Origin of the sequence: Massilicoli timonensis (genome assembly GCF_900199515.1) — a bacterium.
Taxonomy (GTDB): domain Bacteria; phylum Bacillota_I; class Bacilli_A; order Erysipelotrichales; family Erysipelotrichaceae; genus Massilicoli; species Massilicoli timonensis.
Genome location: NZ_LT963434.1, coordinates 730,716 through 748,712, shown reverse-complemented (window position 1 = coordinate 748,712; position 17,997 = coordinate 730,716). Strand labels below are relative to the sequence as shown.

Below are 17,997 nucleotides of genomic sequence, written 5' to 3'. Positions count from 1 at the left end.
CTATGTCAGCAAAGATAAAATCGGCAAGCAATGCTCCTGGATAGCCATTCGGCTTCCGGCGCTGCTTGTTGAGGGTATCCCCCAAGCCCCCATGAACGCAGAATTTCATTCTGCGGCTGCGCGTCCGTTAGACGCTTTTATCAGGCTAAGAATAGCCCCGAATATGACTTTTGAGGGATCTGTTCCATTGACAGCAAAAAAGAATCGTGAGGCTAATTTGCTGCCTACTTTTTTGGCTGGGTTCAGTCTATTCTTTTCCCCCTTGATCCGACAGGGAAACAGACACTTACGGGCAAAGAAATAGTAAGCGGCTGTGATGATGGCACATTTTAATCAAACAGCCAAGTGAAATATGATTGGAATGGGCAACTCGAAATTTTGAAGTTGTGCAGCAACAGCTGAAGCTCTTGTTGGGAATGGGTAGAGTTGCATTGGCTGGTTCATACTTTTCGAAAAAATGCTTTATGATGGTGTCCAAATCAGGAAGTGTCATTCGTTATTGCGTATGGACAGGACCAACGATTTTAGAACATACTATACTGAATCGAGGTGAGTGTTTTGAAGTTCTTTAATTAGTCGGATAATAATGGAATCAAGTTTGATAAAAGGGGAACTTGCATTTAGTTGTCTTTTGGGGTATCAAGGAGTATTTTTGCTCACATTAAAACAATTAAAAAATGAAGGGAGTCTTGCTTGTGGAAATATTATTCTTTGTTATATCAGTTCTTGTCGGTGTTTTGACGGAAGGTGTGGCTGTCAAAGTTAATATGGCTGGTTTGGGGATTATGGTCGAAATAGCTCTTGTGGGTGCTGTTATTTTGTGGAACATTCGTCATAATAAAAAATAAAAGCAGTGGGTGCGCTGTCCAGTTACAGCTCACCCACTGCTTTTTGTGAAACAAACCTTAGTATTCAGTGATAACGCCAGTATTGCTCATTCGGATAGCTTCTTCAACCATTTTTTCTGTACCCCAGGAGAAACCAATTCCAAAAGATGCGGGCAGAGAAAGGGAAGGAGAAACTACAATAGTTGTGTGACCATAGCCGAATACAAATGCAGCCTCTTTGATATAATTCTTCATTCGTTTATATCCCGTAAACGAATGAAGGGGGTCATTTTGGACAGTTAATCTGAATTTTTTTAGAACTTATTGATTATTCTTTTGTACACCTTCGGCCAGTTTCAGTATTGTGTCTTTTGGCAAAGAAGCTGTAATGCAAAAGCACATATTTTCCTCTTCTGATACCCAAACTAGCCCGTTAGGAGATGTTTCCTGGCTGGCTTGGTAGAAGTCCGCTTTTACGTTTCCTATTTGAACTGATTGTACCTCGGTGTAGTCCGCCATCATAAACAAACTTGTGGCATCATCTCCTTGTAAATAGGAGAAAAGAATACGCTGTCCAGAATCATTAGCATAAGTGAGATATGAGCTGTTACCAAGACTCTGTTCCTTTTGGAACGAAAAACCTTCGGGTAACCATGCCAACTCATAATCTACAATTTCACTTTCTTGCGGCGCTTCACCAATAAATCTGTACTCAACAAATGCCTCGTACTTTTCCCGCACCCATGCGAAAAAAGCAGCTCTGGCTTCAACATCAACGGTCAACCATGTACCGCCAGCGAGAGCTACCACAAGAACAAAGCAGGCTGCATATTTGGGCAGTTGATAGAACACAGGATGGTTTGCTTTGCGGAAGATTCGGCGCATTTTTCTTTGAAACGATGGGGAAAATTCATGTTTACAGTCTGCTGGAGCGGGGAGCGAATTCCTAATTGCCTGATCCGCTTCAGCTGCCGCTTTTTTCAGCATTTCTTCGCTTATCACAGGATTCCCGCCTCCTCACACAATTTTTTCAATTTGTTTTTAGCCCGCTGATCCAATTTGATTGCAGCTGCAAGGGAGATGTCCATTATGTTGGCAATCTCTCTAACACTGTATCCATGATGATAGCGAAGCAATATCATTTCTCGATAACGGGCAGGTAATTTTAAGATGCATTTTGTTAAATCGTTATTCCCTTCATAATGTGCCTCTGTCCCTTGAATATCATCAATTAGTTCGACAGTCTGGTGTTTTTGCCGCTTTCGGTACTGATCTATTGCTTTATTCTCAACAATAGTAACGACGTAGCTATGCGTTTTTGGACACACCGGCTCACCGATTTTTTTAATGTTTTCCGCCACCTTTACAAAAGCCTGATGTACAGCATCCTCGGCATCCTGCTCATTATGTAAAATATCATAGGCCACATGGAACATGAGCCCTTTATACTCCAGATAGATCTGTTCAAATTTTGACCGTTCCTCTGGAGTGTCAATCATTTGCAAGTATATTAGCATAAATCTGCCCTCCCGCAGTTGTTACCATTAATTATACCGTAAACCACGCCTACTTTCTATGCCCAACGTAATGAGGGCAGAATAATTTGGAAGGAATAGAGGTTGCAACAGTTTAAGAGAAAGTAAGCCGATAACAACAAGGGGTACATGAAATGAAACGACCTCGCTTCAAATTTTTCCGCTTATAAGGTCTTATCGGCCATGCCCATGGTCTTTATCTTCCTGTCTTTCTTCCTCCATGCTCATAAGTCGATCCACATTGTTCTTGACGGTCAGCAGCTCCCGCATGGTGGCGCGGGCCTGCCGGTACTCTCCGTAAGCCTTTTTCTTGTCCGCCAGCAGCTGGGCATACTCGGTCTGAAGCTCCTTGATGGTGGGCAGCTTCTTCACGTTCAGCTCGTTGAAGGCTTCCTTGGCGGCCTGGTGCAGCAAGATTTCCTCCTCATGTTCCTGCCGGAATTTCCGTGAATACCCGGCCTTGCGATAGGCCACATAGGTGTTACGGGTCTTGGCGTAGTTGACGATGTGGGTGCGCAGCACGGCAATCTCGGCCATGCGCTTCTCGGCGGCCTTGATCTGATCGGACAAAGCATTGTAGCGGACCGTCGCCTCTGCTGTTTTTGCTTCCAGATTGACATAATCCAACAGCCCATGTTCGGACAGGTAGTTGAGGGTCTGCGCCATCTGCTTGAGGTTGAACACCTTTGCCCAGCGGGCATATCCGGCGCCTTTCCCTGCCTGCAATTTTGCCTGGATGTCCACCAGCAGATTGACCTTGGACGGAGCGGCCTGCGGGACGGCTTGCTTGCGGGGCGTATGTTCTTTTTGGCCGGAGAGGACCGCCAGCAAATCGTCCAGCGTGTAGCCATCTCCCATCCGGTCAAAGCGGACGTTGTTGCCCCAGCCCTCCGCGCTGATGGAGATGGTCTTGCCCCGCCGGTGAACGGTAAAGCCGTCCTGCTCCAGCAGGCGCAGCAGCTCCTCCAGGCTGGCCGGTTTCTGTGCCAGCGCCCGGTCGATGGCCTGGCGCAACAGCTCCTTGTGGGAGGGCTTGGCCGCATCGCCCAGCCATTTGTTGTAGCTCTGGCCGCGCCGCTTGGGAGCCTCCACAATGGAGTAGCCGTTCTCGATGCAGATGGTGTCGCTCAGGCGGTGGACGGCGCGGGTGCTGCCCCAAAAGTTGCGGAACTTGCGGTCACACTCCAGCGTGGTGGAGTTCCATATAATATGGTTGTGGACGTGAGCCTTGTCGATGTGGGTGCAGACGATGAAAGCGTGCCTACCCTTGGTGAAGCGCCGGGCCAGCTCCACGCCCAGCCGGTTGGCTTCTTCCGGCGAAATCTCGCCCGGAACGAAGGATTGCCGCAGGTGGTAAGCGATCACATCGTCCGCACCGCGCACCCGGCCAGTGCGGGCGGCGTAGGTCTGCTTATCAAGAAGGAACTGGGCGTCGGCCACGCGGCTGTCGCATTGGTAGCTGGTGATGAGCCTGCCGTGATCGGTCTTATCGGGATTTTTTACATAGTCGATGATGTCGCTGATTGCCCTGCCGACCGTGCGGCCCTTGCCAGCGTGAAGCGGCATGATGCGGGTGGTGGCCATAATGATTTTCCCTCCTTTTTAACAGACGCTGTCTGTTGAATTGATTTGACTGATCAAAGGCGATGCCGAATCGCAGCTTAATTCGCCAGACACTGTCTGGCATTTTCCAGAATCACAGAGAACCATTTCAGAATTATATACCCACGCAGAATGGGTTTGATAATGCGTGAAAAATCCCGTATAATAAAAACGTATAAATCCACATCGAAAGGGGGGCTGTTGCTCCTATGACAGAAGCCGAACTTCTGAAGCTGATCGAGGACGGCGAGAACATCCGGGTGGAGTTTAAGAAATCCACCACCGAGATTACAAAGGATGTTTACGATACCGTCTGTTCTTTTTCCAACCGAGACGGTGGAATCATTCTCCTGGGCGTCAAAGACAACGGGGAGATTTTGGGTGTTGCCCCGGATGCGGTTGACCGTATGAAAAAAGACTTCGTGACTTCCATCAACAACGGGCAGAAAATCAATCCGCCTCTGTACTTGCAGCCGGAAGCCTGCACCGTAGACGGCCGCACGCTGCTGGTCATTCAGGTGCCGTCCGGCAGCCAGGTCTGCCGCCATCACGGGCGCATTTTTGACCGCAGTCACGAAGCAGATATTGATATAACCGACAACTCCGACATGGTGTACCAGCTGTACGCCCGGAAAAGCGGCAGCTATTTTGTAAACAAAGTGACCCGCTTCCAGATGGACGACCTGCGCCCTGACCTGATGGAGCGCGCCAGAGCCATGACCACCAGCCGCACGGCCAACCATCCGTGGAAGTCCATGTCAGACGAAGAACTGCTGCGCAGCGCCGGTCTCATCTTAAAAGACCCCGAAAGGCAGCTCGAAGGCATTACCCTTGCGGCGATTCTTCTGTTCGGGAAGGACAGCACGATTCTGTCCGTATTGCCGCAGCACAAAACGGACGCCATTTTCCGGGTGGAAAACCTGGATCGCTATGACGACCGGGATGTCATCATCACAAATCTGCTGGAGACCTATGACCGGCTGATTGCGTTCGGTCAAAAGCACCTCAGCGACCCCTTTGTGCAGGAGGGCCTCCAGAGCGTCAGCGCCAGAGACCGCATCCTGCGTGAAATTTTCTCCAACAGCCTGGCGCACCGGGATTACTCCAGCGGCTATGTGGCAAAATTCGTAATTGAGCGTAACCGGCTCTACACCGAAAATGCCAACCGTTCCCACGGGCACGGCGCTCTGCACCTTTCCTCCTTTGAGCCGTATGCCAAGAACCCGCCAATTTCCAAAGTGTTCCGTGAGATTGGACTGGCGGACGAGCTGGGGTCCGGGATGCGGAATACTTACAAATACACGAAGCTCTATTCCGGTGGAACCCCGGAATTTATCGAGGGCGATGTGTTCCGCACCGTGGTTCCGCTGGCCCCGATTGCGGTGGAAAAGGTTGGGCCGCAGGACGAGACCCAAGTGAGGACCCAAGTGAGGACCCAAGTGAGGACCCAAGTGAGGGCCCAAGTGGGAACCCAAGTGACACTTACAGACCAGATTTTAGCCTTTTGTGCAGAACCGCGCTCGAAAGCTGAAATTGCGGAACATTGTGGGTATAAAAACACAAAGGGATTTACAAAGAGGTACTTGCGTCCACTGCTGGACAATGGACAGCTGCAAATGACCATCCCAGATAAGCCCAGAAGCCAACATCAAAAATATGTAACGGTGCAAAAGCCTGCACCAGAAAATTGAACCAAATCAGGGTGTCGGAGGAAGTTGTATGCTCCGACACCCTGATTTTTTATATGCCTTTGATGTGCGTGGACTTTACTTTCATGCTAATCTCATCGCTGAAATTAGCACGAAAGTAAAGTCAAAAAAATTGCCGGGCAACTACTCCCGGCAATTCTGCATTTTCGATTCATCCATACACCGCGTCCTGGATCACATACCGCAGGTCCTGTACCTTGCCCACCAGCCAGACGGCGGCCATCGGCAGGCCCAGCGGGCTGACCAGGAAGGCGATCACCAGCAGGATTACGCCGTTTTGCGGCGAGTAGGTCACAAGCACCGCGATCCCCAGCAGCGCCACCACCGTGGAGACCAGGCCGAAGATGAAGCTGGACACATACAGCAGCCAGAAGCACAGCCAGGTGAACAGCGTCAGCGCCAGCACCACCGGCACGGCAAGGATTTTCAGCCCCAATTTCAAAATAAACAGCACCGCTCTCATTTCAGCGCCTCCTTCCGCCAGTCCAGGTAGGGCTGGCACAGTTCTTTCACGGCTTTTTCATCGGCTTCTGTAACTTCCCGGCGGCCTTTCGTCCGGCGGAGCAATTCAAAGTCCTGGTAATCCGTGAGCAACAGGTCAAACAGTTCCTCCGGGATTCGGCAGAGGATACCGTCCACACAGTAGCGGGAATCCTTGTTCCAAGTCAATCGGACATAGCCGCGTTTGCACGGGAGGACTTCTTCCTCCGGGTCACACAGCAGATACTCTTGAAACAACTCCAAGATATTTTCAAATGTCAACATCAGCCTTCACCTCCGTTTCTGATGATATTATCGCTTGTGGTTTGTAAAAGTGCAACGATACGGGGTAGAGTAGGTTAGAGGGCTTTGGCCCTCTTTCCCCTCATCAAACCGTGCATGAGGTTCTCCCTCACACGGCTTTCCGACATTCTTCTTTCTACAGCATTACGTCATGCTCTAGCCATTTTCTTTAATCCTTTTTCGTAAATGCTATTTCTAACAAATCCCACCTTTGACATATGGTTACGCCTTTGGTGTTTCTTGTTATACCATCTTGTAAAAGTACAGATAATGTACCAGTCGAGCGTCTGCATCCACCTTTCGTTTGTCTTGGTAGAATAGTAATTCTTCCACCCTGTGATTTTCGGGTTCAGATTCTTTATTAAATCTTCCTCTTTTGCTACCAGCAGACTTCGGCTGTTTACATTCCTTTTGATTTCTGCTTTCATTTTCTTCATGGCTTTTCTGCTTGGATACTGATATGTTTCCTTATACAGTTGTCCTTTGCTTGTTTCCGTTGTCATTCTTCTGTGATGCATTCCGAGAAAATCAAATCCCTCTTTTCCATCCCACATGCTGACAATCTTCGTCTTCTTTGGATGCAGCTTTAAGTCCAGTTTTGCCATGATGTAACGCAATAAGTTCAGTGCATGGTTTGCACTTTTCTTATTTTTGCAAATGATTACTGTATCGTCTGCGTACCTCACAAGAATACCGTGGGTGAGTCCATACTTTTCCCACAATCTGTCCAGTGTGTTCAGGTAGATATTTGCCAGTAACGGAGATATAACTGATCCCTGACTTGTGCCCAGTTCAGAGATTGTCAGTATATTCCCGTATAATACTCCTGATTTCAGCCATTGCCTTATCAGCTTTTGTATTCTCCGGTCTGATATTCTCTGTTCTACTAACACCATCAGCTTGTCCTGGTTTACATTGTCAAAGAATTTCTCAATATCTGCATCTACTACATAGTAGCCTTTGTTGTTACATGCTTTTCTGACTTTTTCAAGCGCCTGCTTAGCACTTCTTTTGGGTCTGGAGCCATAGGAGCAGTCTCTAAAATCTGCTTCAAAAACTGGCTCTATAGCTATCTTTGCAGCCATCTGCACGATTCTGTCTTTGACCGTTGGTATTCCAAGGGGTCTTTTACTTCCGTCTGGCTTTGGTATCATCACCCGCTTTACTGGGGACGGTTTGTATCTGCCGTCCGCCAGTTCTGCTTTTATATCTGTCAGATATTTCTCAATTCCTATCGCTTCAATATCCTCAATTCCGATACCATCCACTCCATTGGAACCCTTATTAGCTTTTACCCGTTTCCATGCCTCGAAAAGTACATCATCCCGGTATACTTTATCGTATAGTGCATGAAATCTTCGGCTAGCACATTTCTTGGCTGTTAGATATAGTTTGTTTTGAAGTTGTCGAACTTTTTCCTTGGAGTTATTAGTCTGCATGACATTCTCTCACTCTTACCCTCTCTACAAACATGAATGAAGTAAGGAACCTTCCCATAGACTGCGTTTTCTTGCACAGCCATTATCGGTACTATGTTCCTCTCCGACTCCCTCCCATCAGAAATACGATTTCGCCAAGCTTATACGCTTTCTCTTTACCCTTCGGTGATGGGTAGGGTCTCTCCAGTTCCGAACCACACTTTTCATACATACCGCTTCCTCTATACCGAGAGATTCTTCCGTGCTGCTTTCCAGTTTCTTCACACGTTCCATGGTTTTCGCCCATATTCGCAGGACTCAACTTCTCTTTGCTCTCTTTCGAGACCTTTTTAACGATACGGCAGAATTCACTTTATGTTACGGTCTGCATGATTGCTCGCTCCTCTTATCGAGGCTACTTTATCCACTCGCTTAGTACCCTGCATTACTGCAACGCACCGAGTTTAGCTACACAGCTCACTGGCGATTACTGTGACCGGACTTGCACCGGCTAGTGTGGTCCAGCTTTGCTGGACACACCAAAGAAAAAAAGAGGGAGGCCCGGCGCAGCCGCACGCACACGCCGGACCTCCCTCAAAGCCGGGGCGTATGCCCCTGTCACGACAGCTTTGCCAGCTGGGTCAATACCTGATGCACCCCATCCCACAAAGCCTCCTGCCGCCGGGATATATCCTCCAGGTCGGCGTCGTAAATGCGCCCGGTTTCATGCACACGGCGGGTCAGCTGGTTCAGGTTGTTGCTGGAATAGCGCATCAGGGACACCAACTCCTTCAGCTCCGGCAGTTCCAGGCGCACCACATAGCCGTCCAGGGCCATCTTGCGCAGGTAGGCTTCCCGGTTCTTTGTCCCCAGCTGGACCATCTTCTGCTCGATCAGCGCCAGTTCTTCCGGCGAGACCCGGAAGTTCAGCTGCACCTCCCGTTTGCGCTTGGGGGCGCTCACCGCTCCGGCTCCTTTTCCTTACGAACGGGCGCTTTCTTTTCAGCGGAACGCGGCTCCTGTTTCAGCTGGCGGCGGACCGAAGGGCGGCGCTGGCGCAGCTCCTTGGAGCGGTCCTCGCTGGCCAGGATGGTAACATAGGTGCCGGGCAGGTCCTTCATGCCGGTGATCGCCAGACTGCGGAACGGCAGCAGCGCCATCAGCCGGTCATGAGCCTGGGTGCCTGCGCGGGCCAGAAAGTCCGGCGAAACGCGGGCCATGTAGTGGGTGCCGTGGGGGCTGTTGGGCGTATCCGGCGCACGAAGCTCCTGCAAGAGCCGGACGGCCTCGGCGCGGATTTCCTCCGGTGTCAGCGGCTGGAGCCGCAGATAGTCCTGCCGCGCCTGGCTCAAGAACAGATCGACCAGGCCGGAGTGGCTGTCCACCACAAAGTCCAGGTTGCGTTCGCCGCCAAAGCCGTCCGGGTTGGGCGGGATGTCCACCGTCCTGGCCCACGCCTTGTTGGCCGGGCTGAAACGCTCATCCCAATCTTTCTGCTGCACGGTGTTTGCCAGCACATAGAGGGTGCGGGTATAGCCGAACTGCTCGATCACCTGGGGTACCGCGTCCTTGTCCAGCCGGCTGTCCCGGTAATGTTCCGAAATGGACGCCTCGATGGCCTCCTTGCAGGCGATGTTGGCGCGGCGGGACGCCCGGTACAAATCCAGGTCGCCCTGTTCGCGGGCATAGGCGGCGTCGTGCCGGTAGAGCGGCAGTTCCCGCTGGGCGTCCAGCGCCGCCTCGGCCCGCTGTTCGATGCTGTCCCGCACCACATCCATGTAGGAAATTTCCCGGTCAGAAAACTCCTTGTAGACATCGGCCAGCGGGGACGGCGATGCCAGCAGCGCGGCGGCCCGGCTTTGGGGCAGGTCAAGCTCCTCCATCGCCATCAAAATGTCCTCCCGGACCGTGTACTCATAGGTATGCTTTAGAATTACCTCCGGGGGCTGGCTTTTCAGCCAGTCCCGGAACTTGTCCTGTTCGGCGGCCATCTTTTCATAAAGGGCCGTGTTTTTATCGGTATTCATCTTATCGCACCTCCTGTTCGTGGTGTTTGGGTTTCTTTTCGGGATTGCGCGGCGGCACCGGGCGTTTCAGCCCTTCCAGCACCGAGGGGCGGCTGCTCTTGGCAAGCACCGCCTCCGGCGCAGGGCGGCCCCGGCCGTCCATATTCAGCAGTACGTCCAGTTCGGCCAGCCGGGCGGATTTACCCCGCAGCTCCTGTTCCTGGGGGAAGGGCTTGCCCTCCTCCGCTTTGGCGGCGGCCTGCTGTTGGTAGAGATTGTCCAGCTGGTTCTTCACCGCCTCCAGCCGCTGGGGCATCTGGCTGAGCGCATTGTCGATACGGGTGAGATTTCCACGGGGGTCTGTGCCAAGCGTCGCCCGGTGGGTCATCTGGCCTTTCAGCAGGAGCATATACTCCTGCCGGAAAGCGTCAAACGACACCGACATGGTGAAGCCCCGGTAACTGCCCACCGGCACCGGGTCGGCCCCTTTGACCTCCTTGCAGGCGTCCAGCAGCGCGGCCCCAGCGTTTTCCTTGTCGGTGAGGGTGTCGCCACGGACTTCCATCCCGGCAAAGCCGTCCTCCGGGTGGGGATGGGCGGCCAAGGTCGCCATATCGGCTTCCAGTCCGGCGATAAACCCCTTGTTTTTCTCGATCTCCTCCGGGAAGGTTTTCAGTAGCTGGTCCTCCAGGCGGTACTGTTTGCTCTGGTGGTCGGCCTTCATCAGCTTTAACCGCGCCACGTCCACATCCAGGTCCATGCGTTCCTTGATGCGCGGGTCCCCGGCGCACAGCGCCTTGATCTCGGCAAAGGACAGCGCCGTTTCGTCCACATCGTCGCAGCTTCGCACCGGCGATTTGGAGGTCATGATCTGGCTGATGAATTTCTGTTTGTTTTCCACCGTCTGCCAGAGGTAGGCGTCGAAAGTCCCCTCGGTGACATAGCGGTACACATGGACGGTTTCGTTCTGGTTGCCCTGGCGCTCGATGCGTCCCTTTCGCTGGGCCAGGTCGCCGGGCCGCCACGGGCAGTCCAGGTCATGCAGCGCCACCAGGCGGTCCTGCACGTTGGTGCCCGCGCCCATTTTGGCCGTGCTGCCCAGCAGGACGCGCACCTGGCCGGTGCGGACCTTGGAGAACAGCTCCTTTTTGCGCACCTCGGTGTTGGCCTCATGGATAAAGGCAATCTGCTCGGCGGGTACGCCCTGGGCGATGAGCTTCTGCCGGATGTCCTCATACACGGTAAAGGCCGGTTCCGGCTCATCCAGCGGCACCGCGTCCTCCAAAGCGTGGAGGGTCGGGTTGTCCAGCGCCTTGGCCACCTTTTTGGCGGGTTTGGCCTGGGGCGTGGAGATGTCGCAGAACACCAGCTGGGTCAGCTTGTCGGCCTCGCCATCCCGCCAGATCTGCATGATGTTGTTCACGCACTGATTGACCTTGGTGCCCGGCTCATCCGGCAGCAGCTGGTTGATGATCCGCTGGTCCAGCCCCAGCTTGCGCCCGTCGCTGGTGATCTTGAGCATATTGTCTTGGGACGGGTCCACTGTACCGCTGTGTACCAGGGAAGCGCGCTCCGAGAGCGCCTTCACCATTTCCTGCTGCTGTTCGGTGGGCTGAGCCACGATGTTGTGGTACTCCACCTGGGGCGTGGGCAGGTGCAGCTGGTCGGCGGTTTTGATGTCCGCGATTTCTTTGAACAAGTTCATCAGCTCCGGCAGGTTAAAGAACTTGGAGAAACGGGTTCTGGCCCGGTAGCCGGTGCCCTCCGGGGCCAGCTCCAGCGCCGTCACGGTTTCGCCAAACCGGGACGCCCAGCAGTCAAAGTGGGCCATGCCCAGCTCTTGCAGCCGGTCATATTGGAGATACCGCTGCATGGTGTAAAGCTCGGTCATGGAGTTGGAAACCGGCGTGCCGGTGGCAAAAACTACACCGCGCCCGCCTGTGATTTCATCCATGTACCGGCACTTGGCAAACATATCGCTGGATTTCTGCGCGTCCGTAGTGGAAAGGCCCGCCACATTCCGCATTTTTGTATAGAGGAACAGGTTTTTATAATTGTGCGCCTCGTCCACAAAGAGCCGGTCCACGCCCAGCTGTTCAAACGTCACCACATCGTCCTTGCGGCCCTCCGCTTGCAGCTTTTCCAGCCGCGCCTCCAGAGACTTTTTCGTGCGTTCCAGCTGCTTGACAGTGAACCGTTCCCCGCCGCTGGCCTCCACCTCGGCGATGCCCTCGGTGATTTCCCAAATCTGCTCGTGCAGCAGTCGCTCCTGGCGTTCCTTGCTGATGGGGATTTTCTCGAACTGGGAGTGACCCATGATGATGGCGTCATAGTCGCCGGTGGCGATGCGGGCGCAGAACTTCTTGCGGTTGTGTTTCTCAAAGTCCTTTTTGGTCGTAACAAGAATGTTGGCGGACGGGTACAGACGCAGGAACTCCGAAGCCCACTGCTCGGTCAGGTGGTTGGGCACCACAAAGAGGGATTTCTGGCACAGACCCAGCCGCTTGGCCTCCATCGCGGCCCCCACCATTTCAAAGGTCTTGCCTGCGCCGACCTCGTGGGCCAGCAAGGTATTGCCGCCGTACAGCACATGGGCGATGGCGTTTTTCTGGTGTTCCCGCAGGGTGATGGCCGGGTTCATGCCGCCAAAAACAATGTGGCTGCCGTCATATTCGCGGGGCCGGGTGGCGTTCATTTCCTCGTTGTACTGGCGTACCAGCGCCTGCCGACGCTCCGGGTCACGCCAAATCCAGTCGCGGAAAGCGTCCCGGATGGCCTGTTGTTTTTGGGCAGCCAGGGTGGTTTCCTTGGCGTTCAGCACCCGGCGCTCCTTGCCGTCTGCGTCCTCCACGGTGTCGTAGATACGCACGTCCCGCAGATTGAGGGAATCTTCAAGGATTTTATAGGCGTTTGCGCGGCCGGTCCCATAGGTCGAGTAGGCGGCCACATTGTTTTGCCCCACGACATTTTTGCCGGAGATCTGCCACTCCGCCGTAAAGGGGGTGTAGTGGACTTCAATGCTGCGCTGGAGGTAAAAAGGCGTGTCGAAGGTCTCGTACATGAATTGCTGGATGTACTCCTTGTCGATCCACGTTGCCCCCAGCCGCACCTCGATCTCGGAAGCGTCCAGGTCCTTGGGCTGGGCGGCAGTGAGGGCCTCCACGTTGACCGTAAAGGCCGGGTCTTGCTCCGCCGCACGCTGGGCCTGGCGCAGCTTCCGGCGCACGTTGCCGGACAGGTATTCATCGGCGGTCACATAATGGGGCGTCCCGTCCGGCTCAGTCTGGCCGGGCACACGGAAGATGACACCGCGCAGCTCGTCCGCCAGTTCTTCGCCGGTTTTGCCGGTAAGCTGTTCCATGTAGGCCATGTCCACGCAGGCTTTCTCCGAGATGGAGACCGCCAGCGCCTCGCTGGCCGTGTCCACGGTGGTGACGGCCTCATGGGGTTTGATAGTGCGCTTGGTGAACATATCTGCCTTGCGTTCCAGCCTGCCGTCCTCGTCCAGCACCTCCAGGGCGCAGAGCAGGTAATAGCTGCTGTCATCGGAAAAGGCCAGCCGGTTTGCCCGGTCATTGATAAGGCCGTACTTGGCAGAAAAGGCATCATAGAGCCGGTTCAGCTCGGCCATCTGTTCCCGGATGTCGGCATCCGGCGCGGCGGCGTCCATCTCCAGGTCGATGAGCCGCTGCACACAATCCCGCAGCCCCACCAGCCCTTTGACGCGGGCCTCGGCGGTGGCGTTCAGGTCGGGGCGCACCATGCGGCTGTTTTCCCGGAAGTACACCGCGCCGTCCACCACCGTGTAGGAGTAGTTCTTCACATTGGGATCAGCCGGGAGGGATTCGTCGATGTCCTCGCCCTCGCCCAGCTCCGGCAGCGCGGCCTCCTGGTAGGTGCCGCGAATGTACTTCACGGCATCGTGCAGCTGATCGGCCAGCTCCAGCCCCTCGATGGGGGCCACGGTGTAATCCTGTTTGCCGTATTGGGTGCTTTCGGCGGTGGGCCGCCCCAGCACCATCTCCGGGTGATCCAGAAAATACTGGTTGACCGTGAAGCCTTCCTCGGTCCGGCCGGTTTGGGTCCAGTCCGGGGCGATGTCCAGCGGGCGGTCCCGCTTTTGCAGAAACAGGATGTCGGACACCACATCGGTCCCGGCATTGGCGCGGAAAGCGTTGTTGGGCAGGCGGATCGCCCCCAGCAGCTCGGCCCGCTGGGCCAGATACCGGCGCACGGTGGAATCCTTGGCGTCCATTGTGTAGCGGCTGGTGACAAAGGCCACCACGCCGCCGGGGCGCACCTGGTCCAGCGCCTTGGCAAAAAAGTAGTTGTGGATGTTGAAGCCCAGCTTGTTGTAGGCTTTGTCGTTCACCTGGTACTGGCCGAAAGGGACGTTACCGATGGCAAGGTCATAGAAGTCCCGCCGGTCGGTGGTCTCAAAGCCCGCCACGGTGATGTTAGCCTTGGGGTAGAGCTGCTGGGCAATCCGCCCGCTGATGGAATCCAGTTCCACGCCGTACAGACGGCTGCCGGCCATGCTCTCCGGCAGCATCCCGAAGAAATTGCCCACACCGCAGGACGGTTCCAGAATGTTGCCGGTGCGGAAGCCCATCTGTTCTACCGCGTCGTAGATGGCGCGGATCACAGTGGGGCTGGTGTAGTGGGCGTTGAGGGTGGAGGCCCTGGCCGCTTCATATTCCTCCGGGGTCAGCAGTTCCTTCAGCTCCGCATACTCAGCGGCCCACGCGGGTTTGTCCGGGTCGAAGGCATCCGCCAGCCCGCCCCAGCCTACATATTGCGAGAGAATATGCTGTTCTTCTGGGGTGGCATAGCGATTTTCCTGCTCGATCTGCTTCAGTGTGGCGATTGCTTTGATATTGCACCAGAATTTTTCCTTTGGCCCGCCTTTCCCCAGGTCATCGTCCAGAATGCGGAAATTCTCAGGCGGACGCGGTTCGGGCGGCGTGGCTTCCGGCTGGTCAACGTGCAGCCGTTCCACCACTACGTCATAGGGCAAATGGTTCTGTTCGCCAGGATAGACGGTCACCGGTTCGGAATGGAACGCCGGGGCCTCGGCGGCGGGTTCCTCGACGGGCTTGGCAGCTTCGGCAGGTTCTTCCACGGCAGCAGGGGCTTCCATGTACGGTTCGGCCTGCTCCTGCCCAAAGCCGTCCAGCTGGCGGGCATACAGCCCGCGCAGCAGCGGCGCGACCTCATCCCAGCGAAAATACAGCATGGCCAGCCGCTTTTCGTCAGCATCCAGCACTTCAAGCTCGATGCCTTCGGACGTGGTGCGGTAGTCGGCGGTGTCGCCGGTCTCCAGCTCCATCGTCTCCACGATGCCGGGGAAGGCCCGGCCCAGCCACTGGGCAATCTCGCGGTTGGGCTTGCCGGTGTGCAGCAGCTCGGACAGCTCCGCCTTGTCCGGCGCGCCGATCAGGCTGTGGGCCAGCACGTCCCGCAGGTCCTGGTCCGCCGTGTCGGGGTTTACAGGCAAAAATTCGTTGATGGCTTCGTTGCGGGTGTCCGCACGCAGCAGCGTCTCGAACCGCTCCTGGCTCTCGGCCCGGAAGATGGGGTAGCTCATGCCAGAGGGCAGCAGCTGCACCGTGTCCTCCCGTAGCTCGGTGATCTGGTATTCCTGATTTTCCAGATAAACGGTATCACCCACATGGTAAGGGGGTGTTGCAGGGTCAGAGGCGGTGGGGGCCTCTGTTTCCGGGATGGCCTGCCGGATGGCTTCATATTCCTCATCCGATACGGTAATATCCATCTCATGGGTAGGTTCGCCGCCGCCGATGGTGAGGGTGTCTCCCTCGCGGGTGACGGGCTGGCCGGATAAGTCCGGCGCAGGAGGCTCCGCCTCGGCCTGTTCCTCGGCTGAAACAGCCTCCACATCCTGCATCACCTGTTGGATAAACGGGTCGTTGTCCAGTTTTTCCGGGGCTACCACCTGGCCGTTCACGATGCCGCGCTCGGCCAGGGCTTCCCGGATGGCGATGGGGTCGATGTTGTCAAAACGGTCCTGTTCTTCTTGGGTATAGAACCGATCTTCCTTGATAAGCTGGGCGATCCGGCGCTGCACCTTGGGCCAGGGCAGCATCGTTCCATTGGGGCTTTCCGGGCGTACTGCAAACGGGGTTTTGCCGTCGCCGCCGTCAAACTCATGGGCCAGCCATGCGGCGGTATCTTTTTCCCGCGTATGGTCTTTCATGTAGCGGACAACGGCGTGCTTGCTTTCGATCTTGCCGTTCCAGTCCTGGATAGCTCGGTCAATGTCATTGTCCGAAAGTGGGCGCAGCAGCTCATGGAGCTTGGGATAAGTCTCAGCGATGACTTCACGATGAAGGCGCTGCCGGAACTCCGGGGTGTAGGAATAGAGGTGAAGCAGCTCCTTATTGCCAGACGCTAAAACAGCGCGCTGGATAGCCGATCTTCCTTCGATCACGGCGCTTTTATAATCACTGTGACCGCAGGTGTTCTGGTATCTGGTGTCTTTGGTAACGGCCTCCAACACAATGGGTTTGTATCGCTCATGCAGCTCCCGGAGAGTGAGCCTTGCCGCCTCCGGCTCATGGTCGGCAGCTTCTGGCTGCGGCTGTTCCTGGGCAAAAGAAAAAGCAGAGGGCGTTTTCACACTCTCTGCTTCGTCGATCTGTTGAATCTGTTCCGCTTCGGTGAGGAACAGGTTTAAGGTCAGCTGTTGATAAGTTCCGCCAGCAGAATCTCCTCCGCCTGGGCTTTGCAGGTGTTCATCAGGCCCACCCACTGCATCGGGTCGGCGGCTTTCAGCGCCTCCGTCGCGCCCGCCGTCTCGGCTAGTTGGGGCATCATCTGCTCCAACCGCTGGTTCGCCGTCTCGTCGATCTCCCGCAGGTGCGGGTACAGCTTCTCGGTCATCAGCAGCTGGTTGTACAGAATGGGCCGGTGCTGCTTCAGGTACGCTTTGCGCATCCTGCCGTACTTGCCCAGGGGCTTCTCCGGCTGCTCGCTCAGGCTCAGGTCGGGAATCAGGTAGTCCCCGTTCTGAATGTAAGTCAGATTGTTCTCCATGTGTGGCACTCCTTTCCGCGCTCTTGGCGCGCTCATAGTTCTGGATGGTGACGCCGATTTGCCGCAGCACCTGCTGGTTTGCCTGGCTGACGGCTGTTCCCAGCGCCCCGATCACAGCGGGGGTGTTGAAGTCGAAAATCGGCATGAAGTCCTCATGGCTGAAATATTGCTCCGGCTCCAGCCCGCAGCGGGACATCAGGGCGTAGGTGATGCTGACCGTGGCGGCGGATTTGAACTGGACTTCGATGTTGTACTCATCGTACTCCTCCAAAAAGGAACCGTCAACGATAGGGAGAATATCCCGCCGGTGGTCAGCCCAGTATTCCTCCGCCAGTTTGGCGGCCACATCGGCCAACTGCTGGGCCAGGTCGCCGCCGCTCACATCATAGTTTCGCTCCAGCATCGCCATGACCGGCGCGGTGTGTTCCTCGTTCAGCGTCCACAGCCAGGGGGTGCGGGAATGTTCGCGGGTGCCGGTGTCGGAAATATCAAATACATACCGCAGCCGGGGCCGGTCCCCGGAATCATCCACCAGGGCGATGCCCTTGGACCCGCGCCGCACATACCGGCCCATGCGGTTGTTCCACAGGTCGTATTCGGCGCAGGCGGTGGCGTCCGGGCGCTGGGCGTAGATCATCAGCTGCTCATGGAACGGATATTTGTAGAGGCGGGCGGCGTTGGTGAGAAAGCCCGCCCACTCCTGCCAGCTGCCGGTGAGCTGCCGCGCCACCTGATCGGCCATCTGCGCATATTGTTCTGCTTTGGTTGGCATGGGGTTCTATCCTCCCTTCCTTCGGATATGAAAATGGGGCGGCACGGCGGCCGCCCCGGCTGGTTAAAACAGGGGGTTACTCGTCAAAATCCGGGTACAGCTCCAGCTCATCAAACTCGGCGTCAGTCATGGCGCGCAGCTTGGCGAGGGTACTGTCAGTCAGAGCCAGCAGCTCGGTCTCGTCCGGCGAAAGTTCGCCGCGCATCTCGGTCAGGGCCTCGATGGCCCCCTGGCGGGTGCCGGGGTTGTAGATACACAGCAGGTTGGTTTCCTCAAAAGTCAAAGCGTTCAT

At 55.4% G+C, this 17,997-nt stretch carries 14 protein-coding genes; 2 read left to right on the top strand and 12 right to left on the bottom strand.

The window, feature by feature from the left end; all coding sequences use genetic code 11:
• The first annotated feature begins 695 nt into the window (after nt 1-695).
• On the top strand, nt 696-848 hold the full coding sequence (locus C1712_RS12660; RefSeq protein ID WP_180963085.1) for a hypothetical protein: 153 nt from the start codon (nt 696-698) through the stop codon (nt 846-848).
• Nucleotides 849-905: 57 nt separating this feature from the next.
• Here the strand turns inward: C1712_RS12660 and C1712_RS12655 are convergent, their stop codons facing one another.
• The 4 genes from C1712_RS12655 to C1712_RS05700 all read right to left on the bottom strand — a co-directional run bounded on the left by C1712_RS12655 (nt 906) and on the right by C1712_RS05700 (nt 3,946).
• Nucleotides 906-1,082 (bottom strand): hypothetical protein, encoded by a 177-nt coding sequence (locus tag C1712_RS12655; protein WP_180963084.1) that lies wholly within the window; start codon nt 1,080-1,082, stop codon nt 906-908.
• Nucleotides 1,083-1,148: 66 nt separating this feature from the next.
• The gene (locus C1712_RS05710) at nt 1,149-1,829 is read right to left on the bottom strand and encodes a DUF4367 domain-containing protein (RefSeq protein ID WP_102267588.1); all 681 of its coding nucleotides are present in this window, start codon (nt 1,827-1,829) and stop codon (nt 1,149-1,151) included.
• Nucleotides 1,826-2,344: an RNA polymerase sigma factor gene (locus C1712_RS05705; protein WP_102267586.1), complete on the bottom strand. Its 519-nt coding sequence runs from the start codon at nt 2,342-2,344 to the stop codon at nt 1,826-1,828. The genes C1712_RS05710 and C1712_RS05705 overlap by 4 nt, the downstream gene beginning before the upstream one ends.
• Before the next feature lie 192 nt (nt 2,345-2,536).
• Complete coding sequence (locus C1712_RS05700; RefSeq protein WP_102267584.1) at nt 2,537-3,946, bottom strand: relaxase/mobilization nuclease domain-containing protein; 1,410 nt, start codon at nt 3,944-3,946, stop codon at nt 2,537-2,539.
• A 227-nt stretch (nt 3,947-4,173) separates the two neighbouring features.
• Here C1712_RS05700 and C1712_RS05695 point away from each other — a divergent pair, with 227 nt between their 5' ends.
• Nucleotides 4,174-5,655 carry an RNA-binding domain-containing protein gene (locus tag C1712_RS05695; protein ID WP_102267582.1) on the top strand — a complete coding sequence of 494 codons (1,482 nt, stop codon included), beginning with the start codon at nt 4,174-4,176 and terminating at the stop codon, nt 5,653-5,655.
• 169 nt (nt 5,656-5,824) lie between these two features.
• On the opposite strand, the gene C1712_RS05690 is transcribed toward C1712_RS05695, so the two are convergent.
• The 8 genes from C1712_RS05690 to C1712_RS05655 all read right to left on the bottom strand — a co-directional run bounded on the left by C1712_RS05690 (nt 5,825) and on the right by C1712_RS05655 (nt 17,997).
• The gene (locus C1712_RS05690; RefSeq protein WP_425436023.1) at nt 5,825-6,124 is read right to left on the bottom strand and encodes a CD1845 family protein; all 300 of its coding nucleotides are present in this window, start codon (nt 6,122-6,124) and stop codon (nt 5,825-5,827) included.
• 8 nt (nt 6,125-6,132) lie between these two features.
• Entirely contained in the window at nt 6,133-6,438 is a 306-nt protein-coding gene (locus C1712_RS05685; protein ID WP_102267578.1) for a hypothetical protein, read from the bottom strand.
• Between the two features lie 167 nt (nt 6,439-6,605).
• A complete protein-coding gene (gene ltrA / locus C1712_RS05680) occupies nt 6,606-7,895 on the bottom strand; it encodes a group II intron reverse transcriptase/maturase (protein WP_102267576.1) in 1,290 nt (429 codons plus the stop codon).
• Between the two features lie 597 nt (nt 7,896-8,492).
• Nucleotides 8,493-8,837: a plasmid mobilization protein gene (locus C1712_RS05670; RefSeq protein ID WP_102267574.1), complete on the bottom strand. Its 345-nt coding sequence runs from the start codon at nt 8,835-8,837 to the stop codon at nt 8,493-8,495.
• Complete coding sequence (locus C1712_RS05665) at nt 8,834-9,901, bottom strand: DUF3849 domain-containing protein (protein ID WP_102267572.1); 1,068 nt, start codon at nt 9,899-9,901, stop codon at nt 8,834-8,836. Before C1712_RS05665 ends, C1712_RS05670 begins: the two co-directional genes overlap by 4 nt.
• Before the next feature lies 1 nt (nt 9,902).
• Nucleotides 9,903-12,521, bottom strand: a complete 2,619-nt coding sequence (locus C1712_RS13325) for an SNF2-related protein (protein WP_245858192.1) — start codon at nt 12,519-12,521, stop codon at nt 9,903-9,905.
• A gap of 4,055 nt (nt 12,522-16,576) precedes the next feature.
• Nucleotides 16,577-16,933, bottom strand: coding sequence for a TnpV protein (locus tag C1712_RS12985; RefSeq protein WP_245858069.1), 357 nt, complete (start codon nt 16,931-16,933; stop codon nt 16,577-16,579).
• Nucleotides 16,934-17,781: 848 nt separating this feature from the next.
• The gene (locus C1712_RS05655) at nt 17,782-17,997 is read right to left on the bottom strand and encodes a transposon-transfer assisting family protein (RefSeq protein WP_102267568.1); all 216 of its coding nucleotides are present in this window, start codon (nt 17,995-17,997) and stop codon (nt 17,782-17,784) included.